At 65.8% G+C, this 24,771-nt stretch carries 21 protein-coding genes; 13 read left to right on the plus strand and 8 right to left on the minus strand.

Going from position 1 to position 24,771, the window contains the following annotated elements:
• Window positions 1–459 precede the first annotated feature (459 nt).
• Both BRAD285_RS35785 and BRAD285_RS15565 read left to right on the plus strand, forming a co-directional pair.
• Window positions 460–807, plus strand: coding sequence for a DUF1127 domain-containing protein (locus BRAD285_RS35785; protein ID WP_035645187.1), 348 nt, complete (start codon window positions 460–462; stop codon window positions 805–807).
• Window positions 808–1,155: 348 nt separating this feature from the next.
• Window positions 1,156–1,383 carry a hypothetical protein gene (locus BRAD285_RS15565; RefSeq protein WP_006610417.1) on the plus strand — a complete coding sequence of 76 codons (228 nt, stop codon included), beginning with the start codon at window positions 1,156–1,158 and terminating at the stop codon, window positions 1,381–1,383.
• Between the two features lie 203 nt (window positions 1,384–1,586).
• On the opposite strand, the gene BRAD285_RS15570 is transcribed toward BRAD285_RS15565, so the two are convergent.
• From BRAD285_RS15570 to BRAD285_RS15580, 3 genes are all read right to left on the minus strand, one after another.
• Complete coding sequence (locus tag BRAD285_RS15570) at window positions 1,587–2,384, minus strand: hypothetical protein (protein WP_006610416.1); 798 nt, start codon at window positions 2,382–2,384, stop codon at window positions 1,587–1,589.
• Between the two features lie 68 nt (window positions 2,385–2,452).
• On the minus strand, window positions 2,453–3,067 hold the full coding sequence (locus BRAD285_RS15575) for a CinA family protein (RefSeq protein ID WP_006610415.1): 615 nt from the start codon (window positions 3,065–3,067) through the stop codon (window positions 2,453–2,455).
• A gap of 342 nt (window positions 3,068–3,409) precedes the next feature.
• Window positions 3,410–4,591, minus strand: a complete 1,182-nt coding sequence (locus BRAD285_RS15580) for a bifunctional 2-C-methyl-D-erythritol 4-phosphate cytidylyltransferase/2-C-methyl-D-erythritol 2,4-cyclodiphosphate synthase (RefSeq protein WP_006613892.1) — start codon at window positions 4,589–4,591, stop codon at window positions 3,410–3,412.
• Window positions 4,592–5,046: 455 nt separating this feature from the next.
• Here BRAD285_RS15580 and dusB point away from each other — a divergent pair, with 455 nt between their 5' ends.
• The 5 genes from dusB to BRAD285_RS15605 all read left to right on the plus strand — a co-directional run bounded on the left by dusB (window position 5,047) and on the right by BRAD285_RS15605 (window position 11,147).
• Complete coding sequence (gene dusB / locus BRAD285_RS15585; RefSeq protein ID WP_006613893.1) at window positions 5,047–6,000, plus strand: tRNA dihydrouridine synthase DusB; 954 nt, start codon at window positions 5,047–5,049, stop codon at window positions 5,998–6,000.
• Entirely contained in the window at window positions 5,997–7,172 is a 1,176-nt protein-coding gene (locus BRAD285_RS15590) for a nitrogen regulation protein NR(II) (RefSeq protein WP_006613894.1), read from the plus strand. Before dusB ends, BRAD285_RS15590 begins: the two co-directional genes overlap by 4 nt.
• Window positions 7,173–7,181: 9 nt before the next feature.
• Window positions 7,182–8,624: a nitrogen regulation protein NR(I) gene (gene ntrC / locus BRAD285_RS15595; RefSeq protein WP_006613895.1), complete on the plus strand. Its 1,443-nt coding sequence runs from the start codon at window positions 7,182–7,184 to the stop codon at window positions 8,622–8,624.
• Between the two features lie 277 nt (window positions 8,625–8,901).
• A complete protein-coding gene (locus BRAD285_RS15600) occupies window positions 8,902–10,221 on the plus strand; it encodes an MFS transporter (protein ID WP_006613896.1) in 1,320 nt (439 codons plus the stop codon).
• Window positions 10,218–11,147 (plus strand): amidohydrolase, encoded by a 930-nt coding sequence (locus BRAD285_RS15605; RefSeq protein WP_006613897.1) that lies wholly within the window; start codon window positions 10,218–10,220, stop codon window positions 11,145–11,147. The genes BRAD285_RS15600 and BRAD285_RS15605 overlap by 4 nt, the downstream gene beginning before the upstream one ends.
• 10 nt (window positions 11,148–11,157) lie before the next feature.
• Here BRAD285_RS15605 and BRAD285_RS15610 read toward each other — a convergent pair whose 3' ends face one another.
• Genes BRAD285_RS15610 through BRAD285_RS15625 form a run of 4 tightly spaced genes read right to left on the minus strand, consistent with a single transcriptional unit; the run spans window position 11,158 to window position 15,368 of the window.
• Window positions 11,158–12,078 carry an SMP-30/gluconolactonase/LRE family protein gene (locus BRAD285_RS15610; RefSeq protein WP_006613898.1) on the minus strand — a complete coding sequence of 307 codons (921 nt, stop codon included), beginning with the start codon at window positions 12,076–12,078 and terminating at the stop codon, window positions 11,158–11,160.
• Window positions 12,075–13,016: an amidohydrolase gene (locus BRAD285_RS15615; RefSeq protein WP_006613899.1), complete on the minus strand. Its 942-nt coding sequence runs from the start codon at window positions 13,014–13,016 to the stop codon at window positions 12,075–12,077. The genes BRAD285_RS15610 and BRAD285_RS15615 overlap by 4 nt, the downstream gene beginning before the upstream one ends.
• A gap of 1 nt (window position 13,017) precedes the next feature.
• Window positions 13,018–14,355 (minus strand): MFS transporter, encoded by a 1,338-nt coding sequence (locus tag BRAD285_RS15620; protein ID WP_006613900.1) that lies wholly within the window; start codon window positions 14,353–14,355, stop codon window positions 13,018–13,020.
• 32 nt (window positions 14,356–14,387) lie between these two features.
• Window positions 14,388–15,368: a hydroxyacid dehydrogenase gene (locus BRAD285_RS15625; RefSeq protein ID WP_035647890.1), complete on the minus strand. Its 981-nt coding sequence runs from the start codon at window positions 15,366–15,368 to the stop codon at window positions 14,388–14,390.
• A gap of 233 nt (window positions 15,369–15,601) precedes the next feature.
• Between BRAD285_RS15625 and BRAD285_RS15630 the strand changes: the two genes are divergently transcribed.
• The 6 genes from BRAD285_RS15630 to hflX all read left to right on the plus strand — a co-directional run bounded on the left by BRAD285_RS15630 (window position 15,602) and on the right by hflX (window position 22,949).
• Window positions 15,602–16,282 carry an RraA family protein gene (locus tag BRAD285_RS15630; RefSeq protein ID WP_006613902.1) on the plus strand — a complete coding sequence of 227 codons (681 nt, stop codon included), beginning with the start codon at window positions 15,602–15,604 and terminating at the stop codon, window positions 16,280–16,282.
• A gap of 92 nt (window positions 16,283–16,374) precedes the next feature.
• A complete protein-coding gene (locus tag BRAD285_RS15635) occupies window positions 16,375–17,109 on the plus strand; it encodes an IclR family transcriptional regulator (protein ID WP_006613903.1) in 735 nt (244 codons plus the stop codon).
• A gap of 202 nt (window positions 17,110–17,311) precedes the next feature.
• The gene (locus BRAD285_RS15640; RefSeq protein ID WP_006613904.1) at window positions 17,312–19,654 is read left to right on the plus strand and encodes a PAS domain-containing sensor histidine kinase; all 2,343 of its coding nucleotides are present in this window, start codon (window positions 17,312–17,314) and stop codon (window positions 19,652–19,654) included.
• A 17-nt stretch (window positions 19,655–19,671) separates the two neighbouring features.
• On the plus strand, window positions 19,672–21,042 hold the full coding sequence (locus BRAD285_RS15645; protein WP_006613905.1) for a sigma-54 dependent transcriptional regulator: 1,371 nt from the start codon (window positions 19,672–19,674) through the stop codon (window positions 21,040–21,042).
• 270 nt (window positions 21,043–21,312) lie between these two features.
• Window positions 21,313–21,561 carry an RNA chaperone Hfq gene (gene hfq / locus BRAD285_RS15650; protein ID WP_006613906.1) on the plus strand — a complete coding sequence of 83 codons (249 nt, stop codon included), beginning with the start codon at window positions 21,313–21,315 and terminating at the stop codon, window positions 21,559–21,561.
• 11 nt (window positions 21,562–21,572) lie between these two features.
• On the plus strand, window positions 21,573–22,949 hold the full coding sequence (gene hflX, locus BRAD285_RS15655; RefSeq protein ID WP_006613907.1) for a GTPase HflX: 1,377 nt from the start codon (window positions 21,573–21,575) through the stop codon (window positions 22,947–22,949).
• 82 nt (window positions 22,950–23,031) lie between these two features.
• Here the strand turns inward: hflX and BRAD285_RS15660 are convergent, their stop codons facing one another.
• Complete coding sequence (locus BRAD285_RS15660) at window positions 23,032–24,765, minus strand: thiamine pyrophosphate-requiring protein (protein WP_035647910.1); 1,734 nt, start codon at window positions 24,763–24,765, stop codon at window positions 23,032–23,034.
• Window positions 24,766–24,771 lie beyond the last annotated feature (6 nt).

Genomic DNA, 24,771 nt, shown 5'->3' on the forward strand with positions numbered 1-24,771 from the left:
TGCACCATTCTGTAGGGTGGGCAAAGGCGCGCCCCCATCGCAACTTGGTAACGCACTGCGCGACCGCGCCGTGCCCACCGCTCCCGCGCACCGCCACCGCGGTGGGCACGCGTCCGCCCAATGGCGGTCGCTTTGTCCACCCTACGAGGCCGACGAAGCGCTGGAGGACTACGGCCTCACGCGCGCGAACGGTGGAGACCTTTCCGTCCTAACAGTTTCGACAGGCGGGTGTCGATCTTTCGCTGGATTGGCAGATGACAACCTCTGATCGATCAGGTATAGAGCCGGCCATGATCACCGTCGCCACCCATCGTTTCGGTCGTTGGACGCACCGTAGCTCGCGGGCGGCGGGAGGATCACGCATGATCTGATGATATGCAGTCTTTGATCCGAACAGCCGCCAGCAACCTGGCGGCTTTTTTATTGCCGGCAGGTTCTTCTTTTCGAGGGGAGCACGCCATGCCGAGCACGACCGACGATCCGAGCCTCAGCGTCACCGAGACGCGTGGATTGCGTGGTGTCGCGCATGCGCCGCGGATCTTCGAGCGCGGTCGCGATCACTCAGCGCGACGTCCTGCCTCGCCGAAGCCTGGGGCCAACGTCTACTACTTGCCGCATGCGGCTGCCGAGCCCGGCGGCGCTGAGCCCGAGTCAAAATCGCTGCTTCGGCTCTGGTGGGCACGCTGGCGCGAGCGCCGCCGATTCGCCAGGGAGCTCCCCTGGCTCGCCGACGAAGTGCTGGAGGACTACGGCCTCACGCGCGACGAAGCGCGGCGGTTGTGCCGACGGCCATTCTGGCGGGAATGAAGGCTTGAGCTGAGACGGACACGTCAACCCACCCGCACCTGTCATCCCGGGCAAGCCGGAACGGCGCACAGCGCCGGGGAGGCGCCGACCCGGGATCCATACTCCGCAGCAGGTGTGGTGAGAGAAGATCGGAGTCACGGACGTGCCGCCACACGACATCCTGTGGTTATGGATCCCCGCTTTCGCGGGGATGACGACTGTGGGTGGGGCGGCAGCTTCGCTCAACCTGGCGAGCGCAGGCGCACCAGATCATCGAAGATCGTCCGACCCGGAATAATCCGAACCAAGCCGCCGAGTCGCGAGCGGTGCAGGACTTCCCACCTACCGCTTGCGGGTCTATATTCATCCATGACCACTTTGCTTGACAAAGCTTTCGATGTGGCACGCCAGCTTCCGGCCGAAGAGCAGGACGAGTTGGCGCGGGTGCTGCTGCGGCTGACGGGGCACGACGAGGCTCACGTCGAGTTGACCCAGGCAGACCTTGCTTCGTTGGCAGGATCTCTTCGCGAGGCGGATCGGCGCCAGTTTGCGACAGATGACCATATCAATGCGATATGGGCCAGGCACGGTCTCTGAAGCTTCGCTTCAGGACTCGCGGGCACCGAGGGCTCGAGAGCGTTCTCCACTATCCCACGATCTGAAATAGGGTGAACTCGAGGTCGGCGCGGTCCGAGTGCCCCAAAAGGGCTGCTACCCTCGCGGTAGCACTTGAGTGCAGACGGGATTTGTGTCGGCCAATATCCATCTCTTACTGTTCGCCGGCACCCGCGCTTGGACGGCTATGCCGGTGAGGAACTGAACGAGTCGGCGATGACGTTGAATAACTCAATATGAGCCTTGACGCCGAGAACGTAGTCGGCCGCATCCCGGCAGCGAGCGTACTCCTCGAAGCCCGGTACGAGCCGCTCGAGCGCCAAACCACCTTGCAGATCGTAGACGAAGTCGCGCTCGTCGGCATGATAGATCTTGAACTTCAGAGGTGGCGTGATGCAGGAGGGATTGCCACCCAGGTCGACGCTGACCTCGAAGACCAGATCGCCGATGTTCTTTCGCCAGCATTTGCGTAACGCTTTGAAGTCCAGTGACTTGCAGAATGCGTCGACAAAAGGGATGACTTCCCGCTTCCTTCCCGTCCATCCCGTCGTCTGAACGGCGAAGCGGTCGGTTTCCGCTTTGTGTGCCTCGTCGAAGAAGGCCACCTCCGCTTCCCGAAAAGCCGTATCGACCCATATCCTTTTGAATCGATGGAAGAGACATTTGATGAGAGATGGATAGGGATAGTCCGGCTCCAGAAAATCCCTGGCGGCGAACAACTCATCGAGAAAGGACGAGCGATATTCAGGCTCTATCTGAAAGACGCGCTGGTCAGGCGCACTCTTTCCAAGGGTCTGCATCGTCTCCCGCGCCGTCTCATCCCAGTATCGATTGACCAGGTTCGACTGCTCTTCGCCGCAAAACTGAACAACCCGATCCTGCCAGATTCGATGAAGCCCAAAGCCAAGCGCCTCGAATGCAACCTGGGTTGGCTGTCGGCCGGACCAAGTCGTCACGGCGCGCAGCAGCGGATGACCACTCATTGGTCCCTCAAGAAGGCTCCTTCACTCGCAATCACGATGCTGCGTGAGCACTGAACTTTCAAGGGCAACTAAGCCCGCGGCCGCCTTGGTGGCCGCTTCACTGGATGCAACCGCGGCGTACGCGCCACGCGGGGACGCAGCCGCGTCGCCGCGGCGCGCTTCGGCTTGGCCGGCACTTGCGGTCTCGCCAACTCCATCAACATCCGCAACGCCTCCAGCACCGACCGTGTCCGCACCGTGCTGCGGCCGATGGCGCCGAAGCGGTGTTCGCGGTGGGTGATGCGGCCGTCGCGGGCGGCGACGGCGAAGTGGACGAGGCCGACCGGCTTGCCGGGGGTGGCGCCGCCAGGGCCGGCGATGCCGGTGATGGCGACCGCGAGGTCGACGTCGGCGCGCTCGAGGGCGCCGACAGCCATCTGAATCGCGGTCTCCTTGGAGACGGCGCCGAAGGTCTGCAGGGTCGAGGCCTCGACGCCGAGCATCGCGCGCTTGGCCTCGTTGGAATAGGTGACGAAGCCGCGGTCGATGACATCGGAGGAGCCGGGGATCTCGGTGAGAGCGGCGGCGACCAGGCCGCCGGTGCAGGACTCGGCGGTCGCGATCATCAGCTTGCGCGACCGGCAGAGGTCGAGCAGCGAGCGGGCCAGCGCGCTGGTGGAGCCGATTTGACGTTCGCTCGCCATGTCCCCGGTCGTCCTCGAACAAATCCAGCTGCAGAACTGACTTTTCCTGCGGGGGTAGCGTTTGAGTCGAGACGCTGCCGCGGGCTCGGTTCACCTCGCCCCGCTTGCGGGGAGAGGTCGGATTGCATCGTCAGATGCAATCCGGGTGAGGGGGTACAGGTCTCACCGCACACACCACCCGTGCGGCTGCCCCTCACCCCAACCCTCTCCCCGTGAAGAACGGGGAGAGGGAGCGCAGCGCCGTCGCGGCGCGAGCGCGAGTCCATCTTCAGGACGAGACCTGTCTCGTACCTCAATCTGCTGGTCGGTCGGCTACAATCAGATCAATCCTGCCTCAATCAACTACACGCCCCACGGCAGCCGGATCGTCGCGCTGGCGGTTGCGGCGATGCCTTCCTCGCGGCCGGTGAAGCCGAGGCGCTCGCTGGTGGTGGCTTTCACGGCGATGCGGGAGATGTCGACGCCGGAGATTTCGGCGATGCGGGCGCGCATCTGGTCGCGGAGCGGGCCAATCTTCGGGCGCTCGCAGATCATCGTGACTTCGAGATTGGCGATGCGGCCGCCGCGCGCGGCGACGCGCTCGATGGCGTATTTGAGGAACTGGTCGGAGGAGGCGCCCTTCCACTTCATGTCGGAGGGCGGGAAGTGCGAGCCGATGTCGCCGTCGGCCAGGGCGCCCAAAATAGCGTCAACCAGAGCGTGCAGGCCGACATCGCCGTCGGAGTGCGCCAGGAAGCCCTTGCTATGCGGCACGCGCAGGCCGCACAGCCAGATATGGTCGCCTTCGCCGAAGGCGTGCACGTCGTAGCCGGTGCCGGTCCTGATATCGCCGAGCGATGCGGCCAGGCGCGCTTCCTCGCGCACGAAATCTTCCGGGGTGGTGAGCTTCATGTTTGCAACATCGCCTTCAAAGGTCGCGACGGTCAATCCCGCCCATTCGGCAATCGCCGCATCATCTGTGAACTCGGTGAGGCCGTCGTGCGCCGCGCGGCGATGCGCCTCGAGGATCGTGTCGAACTTGAAGGTCTGCGGCGTCTGCGCGATGCGCAGCTTTGCGCGCTCGGGTGTCGCGGTGATGTCGCCGGCGGCGCCGACCTCCTTGATCGTATCGGTGACGGGCACGACAGGGATCGCGGCGCCGGTCTTGTTCGCAGCTTGAATCGCGCGCGAAATCACCGCTGGCGTCACGAAGGGACGGGCAGCGTCGTGGATCAGGACGATGTCCGGCTTGTGCGGCACCAGCGCTTCGAGGCCTGCGAGCACCGACGCCTGGCGTGTCGCGCCGCCATGCGCGGGCGCTTCGTGGCGCAGGCCAGACACGGCGGCATTGAAGACGTCGATGTCGTCGGGGCTCACCACCGGCTGCACCACGCTGACGTCGGGATGCTCCGCGAAAGCCGCGAGCGCGCGATGGATGACGGTGCGGCCGCCGATCGTGCGATATTGCTTCGGACCGCCGGCGCCGGCGCGCAGGCCGCGTCCGGCCGCGACGAGAATGGCTGCAGTCCGCTGAGAAGTCGTCATGGGAACAGGGTATCGATGCTGATGAGATGAGGGAGCGGTGAATGGTCGCGGCTTCTTACATCCGCAGAAGATGTTAAGCGAGCGGGATCACACATCGCATGAGGCGCGGGGGCGAGTCGGGCTGAGGTGAGTGGTGCATAATCACCTCACGGGACAGCTTGGTTTGGGCTCTCGGCCTGTCTGCACCGAGCCATGCAGAAATCCGGCAGCTCCCGGGTTTACCATGACTGCCGAACAAGCATATTTTGCTGCACTGCACTTGAAATGCTGATGGTCTTGGCTAAAGTGTAGGCATGACGCTTGACTGCCCAAGAATTGTGCTTGAGAGTGCTGGGCAGACGCAATGATGCGGCGATGAGCTTTAAGAGTCGTTCGTGACCGGTCCGGCCAATACACCAGCCAAAGCTTTGAAGATAGGCGACGTTTCGCTCGCGAACCGCGCCATCCTCGCGCCGATGTCGGGCATCACCGACGCACCCTTTCGCCGACTCGCCGCCGAATTGGGCGCGGGCCTGGTGGTCTCCGAGATGACCGCGAGTGATGATCTCGTACGCGGGCGGTGGATATCCCGGTTGCGCTGCGAGGCGAACGGTGTCGGTCCCCATGTCGTCCAGCTCGCCGGCTGCGAGGCGCATTGGATGGCCGAGGGCGCCAAGGTCGCCGCGGACGGCGGCGCCGATATCATTGATATCAACATGGGCTGCCCGGCGCGCCACGTCACCGGCGGCCAGTCCGGCTCGGCCTTGATGCGCGATCTCGATCATGCGCTGACCCTGATCGAGGCGACCGTCGAGGCCGTCGACGTGCCCGTGACCCTGAAGATGCGGCTCGGCTGGGACGAGCGCAGCCTGAACGCGCCGGAGCTGGCGCGCCGCGCCGAAGCGGCCGGCGTGCAACTGATCACGGTGCATGGCCGCACCCGGCAGCAGTTCTACAAGGGCGAAGCGGATTGGCGCGCGGTGCGCGCGGTGAAAGAGTCCGTCGACCTGCCGGTGATCGTCAATGGCGACATCACGAGCTTCGAGGACGCCCGTGAGGCGCTGGACGCCTCCGGCGCCGATGCGGTCATGATCGGCCGCGGCGCGCAGGGGCAGCCTTGGCTGCCCGGCCAGATCGGTCGCCGCCTCGATGGCGGCGCGGAAGAGGGCGCGCCGGAGCTTGCGCAGCAGCTGGTTTATCTCACCGCGCTCTATGACGAGATCTGCCGCCACTATGGCGAGCGGGTCGGGCTGCGCCACGCCCGCAAGCATCTCAGCTGGGGGCTCGACGTCGCTGCCCAGCACGCGAATGCGCCGGCTGAAAAATTGAAGGCGTGGCGCGAACGTATCCTGACATCCGAGCAGCCGTCCCAGGTGCGCCGGGCGCTGCGCGAGGCCTTTGACGATTTTGCCTGGAGTGCAGCCGCATGAGCTCAGCCGCAGAACAGCGCAAGCGCCTTCCGTCCGATGGCGATGCCATCCTCAACGCTCTGCCGAATCCGGTACTGGTCATCGGCCCGGACGGCATGATCATGGACGCCAACATGGCGGCGGAATCGTTCTTCGATTCCTCAACCCAGTTCCTGCAGCGGCAGTCGCTGAAGAAGCTGGTGCCGTTCGGCTCGCCGCTGCTGGCGCTGATCGACCAGGTGCGCACGACCAACGCGCCGGTCAATGAGTACAAGGTCGACCTGGGCACGCCGCGCACCGGCGCCGACCGGCTGGTGGATTTGCACGTCGCGCCGCTGCCGGAGCGGGCAGGGCACATCGTCGTGATGCTGCAGGAGCGCACCATCGCCGACAAGATGGACCGGCAGCTCACCCATCGCAGCGCCGCACGCTCGGTGATCGCGCTGGCCGCGATGCTGGCGCATGAGATCAAGAACCCGCTGTCGGGCATCCGCGGCGCGGCGCAACTGCTGGAGCAGCAGGCCTCGTCGGAGGACCGAATGCTGACGCGGCTGATCTGCGACGAGGCCGACCGCATCGTCACGCTGGTCGATCGCATGGAGGTGTTCGGCGACGATCGCCCGGTGGCGCGCGGGCCGGTCAACATCCATTCCGTGCTGGACCACGTGAAGCGGCTGGCGCAGTCCGGCTTTGCCCGCAACATCCGCTTCATCGAGGACTACGATCCGTCGCTGCCGCCGGTGCTCGCCAACCAGGACCAGCTGATCCAGGTGTTTTTGAACCTAGTGAAGAATGCCGCCGAAGCGGTCGTCGACCTCGGCGCTGACGCCGAGATCCAGCTCACCACGGCGTTCCGCCCGGGCGTGCGGCTGTCGGTGCCCGGCAAGAAGTCGCGGGTGTCGCTGCCGCTGGAGTTCTGCGTCAGGGACAACGGCCCCGGCGTGCCGGAAGATTTGATGCCGAACCTGTTCGATCCGTTCGTGACCACCAAACCGACCGGAAGCGGCCTCGGTCTTGCATTGGTCGCGAAGATCATCGGCGACCATGGCGGGATCATCGAGTGCGAGTCGCAGCCGCGCAAGACGACCTTCCGGGTGCTGATGCCGATGTACAGCGCCAGCAAACAACCAGACCAAAGCAATCGCGATGACGTTTCGGGGACGCCGTTGCGTGCCTCACAGGGATCAAATTGAGGACCACCTATGCCTGCAGGTAGCATTCTCGTTGCCGACGACGATACGGCCATCCGCACGGTCCTGAACCAGGCGCTGTCACGCGCCGGCTACGAGGTGCGGCTGACCGGCAACGCCGCCACCTTGTGGCGCTGGGTGAGCCAGGGCGAGGGCGATCTCGTCATCACCGACGTGGTGATGCCGGACGAGAACGCGTTCGACCTGCTGCCGCGGATCAAGAAGATGCGGCCGAACCTGCCGGTCATCGTGATGAGCGCGCAGAACACCTTCATGACCGCGATCAAGGCCTCCGAGCGCGGCGCCTATGAGTATCTGCCGAAACCGTTCGACCTTAAGGAGCTGATCGCGATCGTCGGCCGCGCCCTGGCCGAGCCGAAGGAGCGGGCGGCGAGCCAGCCCGACGACAGCGAGTTCGAATCGATCCCGCTGGTCGGCCGCTCGCCGGCGATGCAGGACATCTACCGCGTGCTCGCGCGGCTGATGCAGACCGACCTCACGGTGATGATCTCCGGTGAGAGCGGCACCGGCAAGGAGCTGGTGGCGCGCGCGCTCCACGACTACGGCAAGCGCCGCAACGGTCCGTTCGTCGCGGTCAACATGGCGGCGATCCCGCGCGACCTGATCGAATCGGAATTGTTCGGCCATGAGCGCGGCGCCTTCACCGGCGCCAACACCCGCGCCTCCGGCCGCTTCGAACAGGCCGAGGGCGGCACCTTGTTCCTGGACGAGATCGGCGACATGCCGATGGAGGCGCAGACGCGGCTTTTGCGCGTGCTGCAGCAGGGCGAATACACCACCGTCGGCGGCCGCACCCCGATCAAGACCGACGTGCGCATCGTCGCAGCCTCCAACAAGGACCTGCGCATCCTGATCCAGCAGGGGCTGTTCCGCGAGGATCTGTTCTTCCGCCTCAACGTCGTGCCGCTGCGGCTGCCGCCCTTGCGCGAGCGCATCGAGGATCTGCCGGATCTGGTCCGCCACTTCTTCGCACTGGCCGAGAAGGACGGGCTGCCGCCGAAGAAGCTCGACGCCGCGGCGCTGGAGCGGCTCAAGCAGCATCGCTGGCCGGGCAACGTGCGCGAACTGGAGAACCTCGCCCGGCGCTTGGCCGCGCTCTACCCGCAGGACGTCATCACCGCTTCGGTGATCGATGGCGAGCTGGCGCCGCCGGCCGTTACCACCGGCTCGAACGCGCCGACCTCGATCGACAATCTCGGCGGTGCCGTGGAAGCCTATCTGTCGTCGCACTTCCAGGGCTTCCCGAACGGCGTGCCGCCGCCGGGCCTGTATCACCGCATCCTCAAGGAGATCGAGATCCCGCTGCTGACGGCCGCGCTCGCGGCCACCCGCGGCAACCAGATCCGCGCGGCCGACCTGCTCGGCCTCAACCGCAACACGCTGCGCAAGAAGATCCGCGACCTCGACATCCAGGTCTACCGCAGCGGCGGCTAGTCCCGAACACATCTCCCCCGACGAGGTCGGGGGAGACCGCCTGCCAATCAGGCGCAGTGCGACCGCGGCTCGCAGCACAAGCCCGCACTCAAAGCACTCGTCAGCACGGCACACGTCGGCACCCCTCAGGGCGCAGATGCGTCTTTGCGCGTGCTCGGAGGGGCTCGGCATGCCGTTTCCATAAAATGAAACGTCGTTGCATTCGTATTCTTCGTCCCCTATGGTGCCCGCAAGCTTGGCCGGCAGACGGCCCAACAAGGCACCACGGAGGAACGGAATGGACAGCGTGGCTGCGCGCGCGGCGCCGGCATTCGACATCACGCCGACGATGCGCAAGGTGATGCGACGCATCATCCCGTTCATCTTCGTCTGCTACGTCGTCAGCTATCTCGACCGCATCAATGTCGGCTTCGCCGGCCTGCAGATGAACCGCGATCTCGGCCTGACGCCGTCGCAGTTCGGCTGGGGCGCCGGGCTGTTCTTCCTCGGCTATTTTCTCTGCGAGATCCCCAGCAACCTGATGATGCAGCGCGTCGGCGCGCGGCTGTGGATTGCGCGGATCATGATCACCTGGGGCCTGCTGTCGACGCTGACCTGCCTCGTCACCGGCCCGGTGAGCTTCTCGGCGATGCGCCTCCTGCTCGGCATGGCGGAGGCCGGCTTCACGCCGGGCGTGTATCTCTATTTCACCTACTGGTTTCCTGGCGTCTGGCGCGGCCGCGCGACGGCCGCCTTCCTGGTCGGCATTCCCGTCGCCAACATGATCGGCTCGCCGGTCTCGGGGGCGCTGCTGACGATGGACGGCTTTGCCGGCCTTGCCGGGTGGCAGTGGCTGCTGATCATCGAGGGGCTGCCGGCCGTGCTGCTCGGCATCGCCTGCCTGTTCGTGCTCTCGGACCGTCCGGGCGAGGCCAAATGGCTCGATGCCGACGAGCGGCGCGAGCTCGATGCGCGATTGACGGCGGAGCAGGCGACGCTCTCCGCCCGCCACGGCAACACACTCCGCGATGCCTTTGCCAATCCGAAAGTGTTCGTGCTGGCGCTGGTGAATTTCTGCGGCATCTGCGGATCGCTCGGCGTCGGTCTGTGGCTGCCGCAGATCGTGCGCGGCTTCGGCGTCAGCTATGTCGCCGTTGGATTCATCTCCGCAGCTCCCTACGCGCTAGGGGCGGTCTGCATGCTGCTCTGGGCGCGCCTGGCCAATCGCGCCCGCCATCGGCTGTGGTTCGTCTGCGGCGCGCTGGCGACCGCAGGTGTGGCGCTTTCGGTCAGCGCGAGCTTCGCGTCGCCGCTGCCGGCCATGCTGGCGCTGACGGTGACCGTGGTCGGCATCCTGTCGTTCCAGGCGACCTATTGGGCGATTCCATCCGGCTTCCTGACCGGACGCGCGGCAGCGGCCGGGCTCGCGCTGATCGTGTCGGTCGGCAATCTCGGCGGCTTCGTCGGTCCCTACATGATCGGCTATCTGCGCGAGACGACGAAGAGCTTCTCGGCGCCGCTTTATGTCCTCTCCGCGATCCTGCTTGTCGGGACCGCCGTGATGTTCGCGCTCGGCGACCCCGCCCGCGACACAGCCTCAGCAAAGGAGATCGCATGATCACCCGCCGCCGCCTGTTGGCAGCCGGCGCCGTCGCCGCGATGGGCGTCCGGACTGCAGCCGCCGACACCGTGCCCAACTCGGCCGGCTCGGAGCCGCCCAAGCTCAAGGCGCCGGCCAACGCCTGCGACAGCCATCACCACATCTACGACGCGCGTTTCCCGGTCTCGCCGCACTGGCGCGGCGGGCGGCCGGACGGCGCAACGGTTGCCGACTATCGGCTGTTGCAGAAGCGGCTCGGCGTGGTGAGGCATGTGATCGTGCAGCCCTCGACCTACGGCGTCGACAACCGCTGCCTGCTCGACGCGCTCGATCAGTTCGGCGCGGAGGCGCGCGGCATCGTCGTCATCGACGAGACCATCGATGATGCCGAGTTGAAGCAGATGGACCAACGCGGCGTCCGCGGCGTCCGCGTCAACTTTCTGACGCCGCAATCCTGGGGCGTCACGACGGCGGAGCGGCTGGAGCAGACTGCGAAGCGGATCGCGCCGCTCGGCTGGCATGTTCAGGTCCTGATGTCCGGCGATCAGATCGCGCAGCACGAGGCCGTGCTGGCGGCGCTGCCGGTGCCGGTCGTGTTCGACCATCTCGGACGCATCCCGCAGCCGATCGGCCTGGCGCATCCCGGCGCGCAGGCGATGCTGCGTCTCGCGGACAAAGGCCGCGGCTGGATCAAGCTGTCGGAGCCCTATGCCGACACCAAGGTCGGTCCGCCGGACTACACGGACACGAGCGCGGTGGCGCGCGCCTGCGTGCAGGCGGCACCGGACCGGGTGATCTGGGGCAGCGACTGGCCGCATCCGACCGAAAAGGAGAAGCCGGACGATTCGCTGCTGTTCGACCTGTTGTCGAGCTGGGCGCCGGATGCTGCGATTCGCGAGAAGATCCTGGTCGGCAATCCGGCGCGGCTGTTCGGCTTTGCCTGACGCGAGGGCGTCAGGCGTGCGAATACATCGGCAATCCCGGCGTCTCGAGATCGGCGCGAAGGATCGAGCCGGTCCGGCTCTCGGTGATGAAGAGGCTGCGATTGTCCGGGCCGCCAAAGGCGAGATTGGTGGTGCCGACGCCAGCACATGAGACGATGCGGTCGAGCGGCTCGGCGACAGGCGAGACACGCCAGACTGATCCGAAGCCGGTGTGACAGATCAGGAGATTGCCGTTGCGATCGAGCGCGAGGCCGTCGGGTCCACCGGGACCGCCGTGCAGGTTCACGAACACGCCGACCTTGGTGGTGATGCCGCTCGCCGGCAGCGGAATGCGCCAGACCTGGTTGGCGCGGGTGACGGCGACCAGCAGGAACGTCTCCTCGGGGTCGACCACGATGCCGTTCGGGCTCGGGATCGTGTTGACAAGACAACTCAGCCGACCGTCGGTGTCGAGCCGCCAGACACGGCCAGTCGGATCGTGCATGCCGGTCTGGCCCTGATCGGTGAAATACAGCGTGCCCGAGCGTCCGAACACCAGATCGTTCACACCCTTGAAGCTTTCGGTTGCAGCGGTCTCCAGGAACGGCGTCACCCGGCCGCTGCTGGGATCGAGCAGCATGAGGCCGCGCTTGTAGTCGGTGATGAAGATGCGGCCATCAGCATGGATCTTGAGCCCGTTGGGCCAGCCGTCATATTCGCTGATCAGCGTCCACGTGCCGTCGGGATCGATCCGGAAGATGCGGCCGAACGGAATGTCGGTAACGTAGAGCCGGCCCTGGCGGTCGAAGGAGGGGCCTTCGAGAAAGCTGTCGATGGCGCGGCCGCCTTGGTTGGCGTCGGCCCAGGCGCTGCGCTGGGGCTTGCGGAAATGATCCGGCAGCCGGGTGAAGACCTGCGTGTCGACGCGGCGCGGCGGTGCGAACCAGCTCATGTCGGAAATCCATAGAGTTCGGCGGGCGAGTCGACCAGGACCCGCTGCAAGGTCGCCTGGTCCGGCATCGCGTTAGCCATCAGGTCGAACAACTCCGCATCATCGGGTTTGTCCTCCGCCTTGCGGGTGGGATGCGGCCAGTCGCTGCCCCACACCATCCGCTCGGGAGCCGCGCGAACATAGGCCGCCGTGATCGCGGCGCTCTCGGCAAAAGGCGACCGGCTGCTGAGGTAGGCGCCCGACAGCTTGACCCAGGTGTTACCCTTGTCGAGCAGCCGGCGAATGATCGCATAGGACGGGCTTTTGACTCCCTCGGCCGGCAAGGCCCCGAGATGATCGATCACGATCCGCGACGGCAGGCGCAGCAGCATGTCCTGCGCGGCCTCGAGCTGCTGCGGGCGCATGTTGATCTCGCAGTGCCAGCCGAGCGCCGCAAGCCGCGGCGACAGCTTTTCGAGCGAGCCGACCGACAGCGGGCCGGGGAAGGGCAGGTTGAAGCGCACGCCACGCGCCCCGAGCGCGTCGAGCCGTTTCAGCTCGGCGTCTGACACGTCCTCGGCGACGACGGCCACCATGCGGAAGTTATCGGCGCCGAGCGCCTTCATCGACGCGAGTTGCAGGCTGTTGTCGGTGCCATAGGTCGACGGCGTCACGAGCACGCCGCGGGTGGTGCCGATCCGGCGCTGCAGCGCCTTGTAGTCGTCAGGCGACGCGTCGGGCGGCGTCAGCGCGGCGCCCGGCGTCGTCGGATAGCTGGCGTCGTAGGTGTGGAAATGGCAGTCAGTCGCGCGCGGCGGCACCTTGCTGGCGGGCGGCGCGGTCCCCGCCGACCAACGCACGGCGTCGGCGGATTGGCTCCATGTCGAGCGGGGCAGGGTGGCGAGCGTCGCGGCGCCGAACAGCAGGCCGCGCCGCGAGAGCTGAGAGACTTGTCCCATGTCACGCCTCCTTCGCGGCGGCCAGGATCGTCGTCTCGGTGCTACGTGACCGGCTGATGACGAGGACCAGCCCGGCGCCGATCATGGTGACGATCGCGATTGGCAGCAGCGCCAGACCATAATTGCCGGTCGCATCCAGCACGCTGCCGTAGATGTTGACCATCAGGCCGCCGCCGATCAGGTTCGACACCGCATTGATCATCGCAAGGCCTGCTGCGACCGATCCCGCACCGAGCCATCCCGACGACAGCGCCCAGAACGGGCCCTTGAAGGCATAGGCGCCGACAAGGACCAGGCTGAGCAGAATGACCGTGCCGATCAGGGAATGGACAACGAAGACACCCAGGAAGCCGAACGAGATCAGCAGCAGCGTCAGCGCGGTGTGCCAGCGGCGTTCGCTCGTTCTGTCGGAGTGGCGGCCCCACAGCACCATCAGCACGCAGGCCACGCCGTAGGGAATCGAGTTGATCAGGCCGGTCTCGAGGTTGGTGAGGCCGAATGACTTGAGGAACTGCGGCTGCCACACCCCGAGCACCGATCCGGCGGCCGAGGCGCCGGAGCAGGCGAGCGCCATGGCCCAGACGATCGGGTTGCGCAGCAGATGCAGGAACGATCCCCAGCCGGTCTTGGCGGCGGCCGATGGGCGGCCCGCCTTCTCGCGGTTGAGCTCATTGCACAGCCAGGTGCGCTCGTCGTCACGCAGCCATCGTGCGTCCTCTGGACGATCGGTCAGAATGGCGAGGCAGATCAAGCCAAGCACCACGGTAGGAACGCCTTCGACGATGAACAGCCATTGCCAGCCGCGAAGGCCGAGCAAGCCGTCCATACCGAGCAGCAGGCCGCCGAGCGGCGAGCCAATGAAACTCGCGGCCGGGATGGAGATGCCGAACAGCGCGATCATGCGGCCGCGATAGTTCGCGGGCAGCCAGTAGGTCAGATAGAGCAGCACACCGGGAAAGAAGCCGGCCTCGGCGGCGCCGAGCAGGAAGCGCATCACGTAGAAGGAATGTTGGCCCTGCACGAAGGCCATACCGGCCGAGATGATGCCCCAGCTGATCATGATCCGCGCGATCCAGCGCCGTGCGCCAAAACGCTGCAGGGCCAGATTGCTCGGCACTTCCATGAGAAAATAGGAGAAGAAGAACAGGCTGGCACCGAACCCGAACACAGCCTTCGACATGCCGAGATCGTGCACCATCTGCAGCGACGCCATGCCGACATTGCCGCGATCGAGAATCGCGAACAGATAGCAGATCATCATGAAAGGCATGATGCGCCACGACACGCGGCGCATGGTCGTCTGTTCGAGCGCACTCGGCGCCGCCGCAGCTTCAGCCATGTTGTCCTCCCAGATTGTTTGTTGGTCGTTGCTCAGGCGATGCTGAGCTGCTTCCTGTTGACGATCGCCCGTCGGTCGATGGTCTTGCCTTCGAGAACGTCCAAGACGTGATTGACCGCGACCACACCCATCGCATCGCGGGCTTCCTGCGTGCTGGCGCCAGCATGCGGGGTCACGACCACATTCGGCAAGGTCAGCAGTGGCAGATCGGGCCGCGCCGGCTCCTCCGCGAACGAATCCAGGCCGGCGCCGGCGATGACGCCGTCGCGCAGCGCCTCGAACAGAGCGGTCTCGTCGATCAGCCCGCCGCGGGCGGTATTGATCAGGATGGCGTTGCGACGCATGCGGGCGAGCTGGTCGCGGCCGATCATGTTGCGGGTCTGCGGCGTCAACGGGCAGTGCAGGCTGATCACGTCGCTCGCTGCGAGGATCGCATCGAGGCTGTCGACACGCTCGGCACCCGCTATTTTGGCGTCATCCGGCATGTAGGGATCGAAAATGCGCACCTTCATCTGCAGCGGCTGAACCAGGCCGACCAGGATGCGGCCGATCTCGCCGAAGCCGATCACGCCGAGGCTGCGGCCGAGCAACTGCGCCCCCTTCGTCGTCGCCTTGTCCCAATGTCCGGTCTTGATGCGCGCGTCGAGGTGAGGGATCTCGCGGGCCACAGCGAACATCAGCGCGAAGGCCAGCTCGGCGACGGATTGTGAATTGGCGCCGCGCGCAACGAACACGGGGATGCCCCGCCGGTCGGCGGCGTCGACATCGATATTGTCATAGCCGACGCCGTGCTTGGCGATCGCCTTGAGCTTCGGCGAGGCGCCGATCACCTGGTCGTCGATCTTGCCTTGCCGCACAATGATGCCGTCGGGCTGTTCGCGGGCTGCGATCTCCGCCAGCTCCTGAGGGCTCGCATATCGCGGGTTATCGACCAGCACCGCACCGCGCTGGGCAGCGATCGCCGTCGCCTCTGCGGTGAGGGCCGGGCCGGTGATGAGAAGTTTGTACCGCATGTCGCTGCCTCTGCTTGCTGGCGGCAACGCCCACCCACGGGCTCGCGATGGCGGCTCAGCCCGACCACAGCATTGTGCTGCAGGCCCGCTCCTTGACGAGATGCTGACCGTTTCCCGCGCCGTATTTTCAAATTGAAACGGCGTTGCATTTTTTGTACGTATCGCCGCGACGGCTCATTTTGTCAACCGCCGATCGGCAGAGCCGCAGGGACGATCGCAACGAGGAGCCAGCCATGACCGTCGGTTTTCGTATTTATCCAAATCCGAAGCAGAAAGTTTCCAAGGACCTGGTCGAGCGGTATCGAACGCTCCCGGTCGCCAATGTGAGCGACAGCATGTCCCGCATGACCGCCGCCGGCCCGCGGCTGCGGCCGATGCATGGCGGCGGCGTGCTCGCAGGCCCGGCGATCACCGTGAAGGCGCGCCCCGGTGACAATCTCATGCTGCACAAGGCGCTGGACATCGCGGAGCCCGGCGACGTCGTCGTGGTCGATGCCGGCGGCGACCTGTCCAACGCATTGATCGGTGAGATGATGATTGCGCATGCCGAGCGGCGCGGCCTCGGTGGTGTCGTCATCAACGGCGCCGTTCGCGATGCCGCCGCGATTCGCGCCGGCAAGTTTCCGATCTTTGCCGCTGGCGTGACCCATCGCGGCCCCTACAAGGACGGTCCCGGCGAGATCAATGTCCCGATCGCGATCGACGGCATGGTGATCCATCCGGGCGACCTCGTTCTCGGCGACGACGACGGCCTCGTCTGCGTGCCGCTCGCCGACGCTGAGGCGGTGTTCGCCGCGGCGAAGAAGAAGCATGAGGCCGAGACAGCGCAGCTCGAGGCGATCGCGGCCGGCCGCAACGACCGGTCTTGGGTCGATGAGGAATTGAAGAAGCGCGGCGTCGAATATATGGGCTGAGCCTCTGTTCGAACGGCGTGAACTTCGCCTCGCGGATGTGTATACGATCCTGAAACGGCCGCCCGATTGGCGGCCGCTTCGGGAATCACGACGTGGCGAAGAAATCGAGCACTTTGAAATCGAGCACGCGCAGCAAGACACCAAAGTCCGCGGCGCCGTCCGGCCTGAAGGGCGTCTCTGCCGTCGATCGCGCGTTGAGCATCTTGACGGCGTTTCAGCGCGGCGACGGCGAGGTCAGTCTCGCGGAGCTGACCAGGCGTACCGGACTGATCAAGACGACCGTCATGCGCATGGCGCTGTCGTTGGAAAGCTTCGGTCTGATCCGGCGCGTCGACGACGGCGGCTACCGGCTCGACGCCGAGGTGATGCGGCTCGCGGCCTGCTATCAGCACGCCTTCGGCCTCGCCGATCATGTCACGCCCGTGCTGGAGAAGCTGGCGCGCTCGACCGGCGAAACCGCTTCGTTCTACACGCGGCGGGGCGATCAGCGCCTCTGCCTGTTCCGGGTCGAAAGCGCGAACCAGATCCGGATGCACGTCCAGCCTGGCGATCTCCGCCCGATGGACAAGTCGGCCATCGCCCAGGTTCTCCGCCACTTCGACCGCGGCCGCGCTGCGGCCGAGATCGAGGTGCCGATCTTTACCAGCGGCGTCACCGACCCGCATTCGGCGGCGCTTGCGACGCCCGTGTTCGGCCCGGGTGGTGCTTTGCTGGGCGCTCTTGCTTTATCCGGCCCGGTGACCCGGTTGACCGCGGAGCATGCCGAGGAGATCCGGCCGCTGCTGAGGACGGCCGGGGTCGATTTGACCACGGCATGTGGCGGCTAGGGGCCAAGTCCGCCCGGCGGATGCGGGTACGATGGTTCCAAGATACCGCCGTCCGGAAAGCGCCGCAGATGAGAAATATTGTAGACAAACCCGCGACGCGCTTCCGCGCCGTGGATTTGTCGCAATTTGGCAACAGCGTGGTAGGAATGCATCAGTCCGATTCTTCAGGACGTGCCGCGTTCACATCACCCAATTTGCCGGAATGACCAGCGCAGACACCTCGGCCACCCCCTTCGATTCGACGCCCGGCGAAAGCCGGCGCTGGACCTGGCGCACCTGGCTGGCGCCGGTGGCGGTCGGGCTCGCGCTGCTGTCGGCCTTCCTCACCTTCATCGTGCTGGTCGGCCTGAGCCCCATCGAGCCGACGCCCGAGGTCGTTAGCACCTTCCTGCTGATCGATGCCGGAACGATCCTGATCCTGGTCGGGATCATCATCCGCGAGGTCTGGCAGATGGTCCAGGCCCGGCGGCGCGGCCGGGCGGCGGCGCGGCTGCACGTCCAGATCGTCAGCCTGTTCTCGGTGATCGCGGTGCTGCCGGCGGTGCTGGTGTCGCTGGTCGCCAACGTCACCATCGACCGCGGCCTCGACCGGCTGTTCTCAGGACCTGCGAAAGAGGCGATCCAGAACTCGCTGACGGTCGCACGCGCCTACACCTATGAGCATGCGCAGCTGATCCGCGGCGACATCCTCGGTATGGCCAACGACATTGCCCATGCGCGGCCGCTCTATGATCAGGACCGCGGCACCTTCCGCGAGCTGCTCACCGCCAGCGCCGCCTCGCGCAATCTGCCGGGGGCGATGCTGATCGACAAGGACCGAACGGTCCTGGAGACCGCCGAGACCGGCATCCAACAGACCTTCCAGACGCCGCCGGCCGACTTCCTCAGCAACGTCAACGAGACCGAGCCGCAGATCGCGGTGTTCCCCGACGCCAACTACGTCGCCGCCGTGATCCGCCTGCGCGCGTTCAACGACACCTTCCTCTATGTAGCCCGGCTGCTCGATCCGCGCGTGATCGCGCAGCTCAAGCAGACCGAGACCTCGGTCGCCGAATATGCCGTGGTCGAGTCGCGCCGTCTCGGCATCCAGGTCGCCTTCGCGCTGATGTTCGCGGTGATCGCGCTGACGATTTTGATGGCTTCGGTGCTGATCGGCTTGAACTTCGCCAACTGGCTGGTGTCGCCGATCCGGCAACTGATGAATGCCGCGCATACGGTGGCGACCGGCGACCTCAACGTCCAGGTCCCCGTGCATCGCTCCGAGGGCGACCTTGCCCAGCTCGGCCAGACCTTCAACAAGATGACGCAGGAGCTGCGCACCCAGCGCGACGAGCTGGTCAGCGCCAGCGATCTGATCGACAGCCGGCGCCGCTTCATCGAGGCGGTGCTGTCCTCGGCCTCAGCCGGCATCATCGGCGTCGATGCGTCGGGCAGCGTGGGCATCCTCAACCGGTCGGCCGAGAAGCTGATCGGCCACGCCGAGCAGGAGGTGCTCGATCATCCGCTCTCCGAGGTGCTGCCCGAACTCGACGACATGATGAAGACCGCGCGCGAGGGCAAGCAGCGGCTTGTGCAGGGACAGATCACGATCCAGCGCGACGGCCACGAGCGTAATCTGTCGGTAAGGGTCACTGCGGAACAAACAAACCAGGCGCGCGACAGCTACATCATCACGCTCGACGACATCACCGAGCTCGTCTCAGCGCAGCGTACCTCGGCATGGGGCGACGTCGCGCGGCGGATCGCGCACGAGATCAAGAATCCGCTGACGCCGATTCAACTGTCCGCAGAGCGGATTCGCCGCAAATTCGGCAAGGTCATCACCGAGGACAAGGCCGTATTTGAGCAATGTACCGAGACGATCGTGCGGCAGGTCGACGACATCAGGCGAATGGTCGACGAGTTCTCGCGCTTTGCTCGGATGCCGAAGCCGGTGATGGAAGGCGAGGACGTTGCCGACGCCGTCCGTCAGGCCGTGTTCCTGATGAAGGTCGCGCATCCCGAGATCGATATCGAGACCGACATCAAGCAGGATCCGCTGCGCGCGCAGTTCGACCGCCGGCTGATCTCGCAGGCGCTGACCAACATCATCAAGAACGCGACCGAGGCGATCGAGGTGGTGCCGGAAGAGGAGCTGGGCAAGGGCCGCATCGATGTCGTGGCGTCGCGCGAGGGCGATGACGTGTTGATCGACGTGATCGACAACGGAATCGGCCTGCCGAAGGTGGCGCGGCAACGGCTGCTCGAGCCCTATGTCACGACGCGCGCCAAGGGCACGGGCCTTGGTCTTGCGATCGTCGGCCGCGTGCTTGAGGACCACGGCGGCAAGCTGGAGCTGAAGGACGCCTCCGATTTCCGTCCGGGCCAGCGCGGCGCGTGGATGCGGCTGCGTTTTGCCGTCTCCGGCCAGGCCGCGCAACCAGGAGCGAAGGAGCAGGCAGCCGCCTCCAGCAATCCGCAGATGACAGAGCCGGGCGGGGAAACCCCGAGCACGGTTCAAGCGACCAACGATCAACCAAAAATCCAAGCTGCAACCGGCAGCTGACGAGACAGGCGTGACCCATGGCGAGTGATATTCTGATTGTCGACGACGAAGCCGATATCCGGGAGCTGGTTGCCGGCATCCTGGACGACGAAGGCTTCACGACTCGAACGGCTCGCGACAGCGATTCGGCGCTCGCCGAAATCGCGGGCCGCCGGCCGAATCTGGTGTTTCTCGACATCTGGCTGCAGGGCTCCAAGCTCGACGGTCTGCAACTGCTCGAGCAGATCAAGAAGGATCACCCGGATCTGCCGGTCGTGATGATCTCCGGCCACGGCAACATCGAGACCGCGGTCGCCGCGATCAAGCGCGGCGCCTATGACTTCATCGAGAAGCCGTTCAAATCGGACCGGCTGATTCTCGTCGCGACGCGCGCGCTGGAGAATTCGCGTCTGAAGCGCGAGGTGCGCGAGCTCAAGCAACTCGCGCCGACCGCCAGCACGATGACCGGCCGGTCGCCGTCGATGAACCAGCTGCGCCAGACCATCGAGCGCGCCGCCAAGGCCAACAGCCGCATCCTGATCGTCGGACCTCCAGGCTCCGGCAAGGAGCTCGCGGCCCGCACGCTGCACGCGCAATCGCCGCGCGCCGAAGGCCCGTTCGTGGTGATCAACGCGGCTGCGATCACGCCGGAGCGGATGGAGGAGGAGCTGTTCGGCATCGAGCAGTCCAATGGCGAGCAGTCGCGCAAGACCGGCGCGCTCGAAGAGGCGCATGGCGGCACGCTGTTCGTCGACGAGATCGCCGACATGCCGCGGGAGACGCAGAACAAGATTCTGCGCGTGCTGGTCGACCAGACTTTCCAGCGCGCCGGCGGCACCACCAAGGTGCACGTTGATGTGCGTATCATCTCCTCGACGGCACGGAACCTGGAGGAGGAGATCGCCAGCGGCCGCTTCCGCGAGGATCTCTACCACCGCCTATCGGTGGTTCCGATTCGCGTGCCGCCGCTGTCGGAGCGCCGCGAGGACATTCCCGAGCTGATCGACTATTTCATGGACCAGATCTCGATCACGACCGGCCTGCCGAAGCGGCAGATCGGCCAGGACGCGATGGCCGTGCTGCAATCGCATGTCTGGCCGGGCAACGTCCGCCAGCTTCGCAACAATGTCGAGCGCGTGATGATTCTCGCCGCCGGCGGTCCGGAGGTGATCATCACCGCCGACATGCTGCCGCCTGATGTCGGCTCGATGGTGCCGGCGATGCCGACCAGCAACAATGGCGAGCACATCATGGGCCTGCCATTGCGCGAGGCGCGTGAGGTGTTCGAGCGCGATTATCTGATCGCGCAGATCAGCCGCTTCTCCGGCAACATCTCGCGCACTGCCGAGTTCGTCGGCATGGAGCGCTCGGCCCTGCACCGCAAGCTGAAGGCGCTCGGGGTCGGCTGAGGCGATCGCTAGGCAAAGTTTGCCGGGTTGGACGAATTTACATTGGAAAATTCGTCCGGCACCGGATATTTACGGGCGAATCCGGGTGTTTTGGAACCAGGGTCGACGCAAGCGGCTTGCCTAATATGCTCGCCTGTCCTCTAATCACGCGTCCCGTGATCCCTCGAGGGGGATCTCAATGGATCATGGGTCACCGCGGCGGCACCGAAGCCGGCAATCGGGTCGTCGCAGGTCCAATAAGAAAAAGCACAAGACTGCGAGATAACAACAATGGCGGCAGACCGCGCACAAAACCTACAAGACACCTTTCTCAACCACGTCCGCAAAACCAAGACGCCGCTCACGATCTTCCTGGTCAACGGCGTGAAACTGCAGGGCATTGTCACATGGTTCGACAATTTCTGCCTGTTGCTCCGGCGCGACGGTCACTCGCAGCTCGTCTACAAGCATGCGATCTCCACCATCATGCCGGGCGCCCCGATCCAGCTGTTCGAGGGCGGCGAGGACGCCTCTGCGTGAGAGTAACCTGATTGGAACCCCGAGATCGCGAAGGGGCCATCGGCCTTTCGGGGCCCGATGACGTCAAGACAACGGGCCGAGTCATCGTGGTCGGCCCGTATTTGCGGACACGCCCTGGCGATGACGGTGCGGCCAGCCAATCCGACATGCGTGATGTCGAGGCGCGGATCGACGAGGCCGCCGGGCTCGCGCGCGCCATCAACCTCACCGTGGCCGAGTCCATTCTCGCGCTGATCGGACAGATCCGTCCGGCAACCTATCTCGGCAAGGGCAAGGTCGACGAGATCGCAGGCGTGATCGCGGGCCAGGGCGCTGAGCTTGTCGTGATGGATTGCGCGCTGTCGCCGATCCAGCAGCGGAATCTGGAGAAGGCCTGGAACACCAAGGTGCTCGATCGCACCGGCCTCATCCTGGAGATCTTCGGCCGTCGCGCGAAGACCAAAGAGGGCGCGCTGCAGGTCGAGCTCGCGCATCTGAACTATCAACGCAGCCGCCTGGTGCGGTCGTGGACCCATCTCGAACGGCAGCGCGGCGGCTTCGGCTTCATGGGCGGTCCGGGCGAGACGCAGATCGAGGCCGACCGCCGGCTGATCGGCGATCGCATCACGCGGCTCGAGAACGAGCTCAAGAAGGTGCAGGCGACGCGCCGGCTGCATCGCGCCGGCCGCCAGCGCGTGCCGTATCGCGTGGTCGCGCTGGTCGGCTACACCAATGCAGGCAAGTCGACGCTGTTCAATCGGCTGACGCGCGCGGACGTGCAGGCGGCCGACATGCTGTTCGCCACGCTGGATCCGACCCTGCGCGCGATCAGCCTGCCGCATGGCGGCAAGGCGATGCTGTCGGACACCGTCGGCTTCATCTCCAACCTGCCGACGCAACTGGTCGCCGCCTTCCGCGCCACGCTCGAGGAGGTGCTGGAAGCTGACGTCATCCTGCATGTCCGCGACATGTCGCATGAGGATGCCGAGGCGCAGCAGCACGACGTCGAGCTGGTGCTCAGCCAGCTCGGCATCGATCCCGAAGCGACCGACAGCATCATCGAGGTCTGGAACAAGATCGACCGGCTCGACGAAGCCGCCCGCGAAAACCTCGCCAACATCGCCGCGCGGCGTCCGCCGGAGCGCCCATGCCTCATGGTCTCGGCCGAAACGGGCGAGGGCGTCGACGTGCTGCTGCAGGCGATCGAGGACCGCCTCGCGGCCGCGCGCACCACGCTCGATCTCACCATCGACGCGGCCGACGGCGCCGGCATCTCCTGGCTGCACCGCAATGCCGAGGTGCTCGCAAAGGAGCTGCACGAGGGCCACTACGACATGACCGTGCGTGTCGACGCCACCAAGCGCGACATCGTGGTCGAGCGCTATCACGGCGTGCCGCGAGTCGCCTGATCGACGCTCTCGCGACGAACCCAGCCTGGGCTTGTCCTGTGCCGGACAGATGGCCCACCTGCATCCTGATCTCATCGCGGCTTTAGAGCGGGGTGACGTCGACGTGCAGCACTGCCGCGCGTCCGGCGTCGACGGCTGCGAGGCAGCGCTCGATCGCTGCATCGAGCGCTTCCGGATCGTCGACGCGCTCGCCATGGGCGCCGAAGGCACAGGCGATGTCGGCGAGACGACGCTGCTCGTCCTGGCGTCCGGTCGAGAGCCGCGACAGGAAAGCGTCGCTCTGCTGTGCGGCGCCATTCGGATAGACACGTTGGACCGAGGCCTTCACCGCCTGCCATCCGGCATTGTCGAGGATCACCGTGAAGATCGGCAGCTGATACTGCTGCGCGACGGCGTAGACGGAATCCGGGGCGGCGAAGTGATAGGCGCCGTCGCCGATCACCTGCACCACGCGCGTTTTGGGATTGGCGAGCCTGAGGCCGAGCGCCATGCCGCCGCTGAAGCCGAGGCCGCCGCCAGCGAGGCCGACATAAGTCATCGGCTTGGTGCGACGGATCTGCTGTTGCAGGACGGGCGCGTTGCGGACCGCTTCGTTGAGCACGATGTCGTTCTCCGACAACAGCGCCTGCAGCCGGGCAAACAGATGGGCCGGGTTGATTGCGCCGGTTCGGCCCTTCTGCGCGGCCGCGGCGATCCGCTTGGCCTGGGCCGCCTCGCGCGCCGGCTGCCAACTTGCGATCCGGTCGCGCACTTTTCTCAGATAGACGTCGTCGCCGCGCGCGACGACGATCTCCAGCACCTGGCGCAGGATCACGGCTGAATCGCCCTGGATGCGCAGATCCGTCGCAAAGCCCCACATCGGGATGTCGGCCTTGAGGGCGTCGACATCGATCTGGATCCAGCGCAGTTGGTCGGCCACTTTCAGCGCCTGCGGAATGAACGGCACGTCGATGTCGATCAGGAGCCCGAGGTCGGCATCCGCAATGAGCGCGGCAGGATCCGAGCCGGCGAAGCAGGGCGAGTCCTGGCAGATGTTCATGGTGACGGGATTGAACTCGGCGACGCGGATTCCGCACACCAGCGCCAGCCGCTCGAGCACGGAGACGGCCTCGGCACTGCGTCCAAGATAGGCCGTCAGCGCGATCGGATTGTCCGCGGTCATCAGCGCGTCCGCGATCGCCTCTGCGCGCTCCGGCTCGATCCCTCCGGCTTTGACGCTGCCGTAACGCGCGGGCAGGTAGGCCGGCATGGCGTCGGCGGGCCACGTCTCGGCGAGGGTCTCGCGCGGCAGCATCATGTAGACCGGGCCGGGCGGATCGCTGTGCATGAAGGCGGCCGCGCGCGCCAGCGCCTCCTTGACCACCACGCCCGAGGGCAGCGTGTAGTCCCACTTGACGTAGGGCCTGACGATGCTGGCCTGGTCAAAGCTGTGCTGCACGAAGTGGACGTAGGTATCACGTCCTCCCGGCAACTCGCCATGAACCGCGAAGGGCGCGCATCCCGCGACCAGCAGCACCGGCAGCCGGTAGCGGAACGCATTCTGGATGGCCATGGAAGCGTTGGCCGTTCCCGCATCGACGTGGACGAACACGGCCTGGCCGCGGCCGGTCAGCGCCGCATAGCCCATCGCCATGTGCACCGCGACCACCTCGTGGGGGCACAGGATCACCTCGGGGTGAACACGGCCCTCGCTGTCCCAGCGCGCGATTTCCTCGATCAGCGATACGTGATCCGTGCCGAGATTGGCAAAGATGTAGTCGATGCCGAGGTCGACGAGCGCCTCGAGGAAATAATGCGCGGTGGTGTGGCTGGCCATGGCGCG

The sequence above is a fragment of the Bradyrhizobium sp. ORS 285 genome (assembly GCF_900176205.1).
Lineage (GTDB): Bacteria > Pseudomonadota > Alphaproteobacteria > Rhizobiales > Xanthobacteraceae > Bradyrhizobium.

What these genes read in the sequence shown, in the direction of transcription:
- BRAD285_RS15630 (WP_006613902.1), top strand. Translation starts at nt 15,602, where the DNA reads ATGACCGTCGGTTTTCGTATTTATCCAAATCCGAAGCAGAAAGTTTCC.
- ntrC (WP_006613895.1), top strand. Translation starts at nt 7,182, where the DNA reads ATGCCTGCAGGTAGCATTCTCGTTGCCGACGACGATACGGCCATCCGC.
- BRAD285_RS15605 (WP_006613897.1), top strand. Translation starts at nt 10,218, where the DNA reads ATGATCACCCGCCGCCGCCTGTTGGCAGCCGGCGCCGTCGCCGCGATG.
- BRAD285_RS15640 (WP_006613904.1), top strand. Translation starts at nt 17,312, where the DNA reads ATGACCAGCGCAGACACCTCGGCCACCCCCTTCGATTCGACGCCCGGC.
- BRAD285_RS15565 (WP_006610417.1), top strand. Translation starts at nt 1,156, where the DNA reads ATGACCACTTTGCTTGACAAAGCTTTCGATGTGGCACGCCAGCTTCCG.
- BRAD285_RS15610 (WP_006613898.1), bottom strand. Translation starts at nt 12,078, where the DNA reads ATGAGCTGGTTCGCACCGCCGCGCCGCGTCGACACGCAGGTCTTCACC.
- BRAD285_RS15590 (WP_006613894.1), top strand. Translation starts at nt 5,997, where the DNA reads ATGAGCTCAGCCGCAGAACAGCGCAAGCGCCTTCCGTCCGATGGCGAT.
- BRAD285_RS15580 (WP_006613892.1), bottom strand. Translation starts at nt 4,591, where the DNA reads ATGACGACTTCTCAGCGGACTGCAGCCATTCTCGTCGCGGCCGGACGC.
- BRAD285_RS15620 (WP_006613900.1), bottom strand. Translation starts at nt 14,355, where the DNA reads ATGGCTGAAGCTGCGGCGGCGCCGAGTGCGCTCGAACAGACGACCATG.
- BRAD285_RS15600 (WP_006613896.1), top strand. Translation starts at nt 8,902, where the DNA reads ATGGACAGCGTGGCTGCGCGCGCGGCGCCGGCATTCGACATCACGCCG.
- BRAD285_RS15570 (WP_006610416.1), bottom strand. Translation starts at nt 2,384, where the DNA reads ATGAGTGGTCATCCGCTGCTGCGCGCCGTGACGACTTGGTCCGGCCGA.
- BRAD285_RS15645 (WP_006613905.1), top strand. Translation starts at nt 19,672, where the DNA reads ATGGCGAGTGATATTCTGATTGTCGACGACGAAGCCGATATCCGGGAG.
- BRAD285_RS15575 (WP_006610415.1), bottom strand. Translation starts at nt 3,067, where the DNA reads ATGGCGAGCGAACGTCAAATCGGCTCCACCAGCGCGCTGGCCCGCTCG.
- BRAD285_RS15660 (WP_035647910.1), bottom strand. Translation starts at nt 24,765, where the DNA reads ATGGCCAGCCACACCACCGCGCATTATTTCCTCGAGGCGCTCGTCGAC.
- dusB (WP_006613893.1), top strand. Translation starts at nt 5,047, where the DNA reads ATGTCGGGCATCACCGACGCACCCTTTCGCCGACTCGCCGCCGAATTG.
- BRAD285_RS15625 (WP_035647890.1), bottom strand. Translation starts at nt 15,368, where the DNA reads ATGCGGTACAAACTTCTCATCACCGGCCCGGCCCTCACCGCAGAGGCG.
- hfq (WP_006613906.1), top strand. Translation starts at nt 21,313, where the DNA reads ATGGCGGCAGACCGCGCACAAAACCTACAAGACACCTTTCTCAACCAC.
- BRAD285_RS35785 (WP_035645187.1), top strand. Translation starts at nt 460, where the DNA reads ATGCCGAGCACGACCGACGATCCGAGCCTCAGCGTCACCGAGACGCGT.
- BRAD285_RS15615 (WP_006613899.1), bottom strand. Translation starts at nt 13,016, where the DNA reads ATGGGACAAGTCTCTCAGCTCTCGCGGCGCGGCCTGCTGTTCGGCGCC.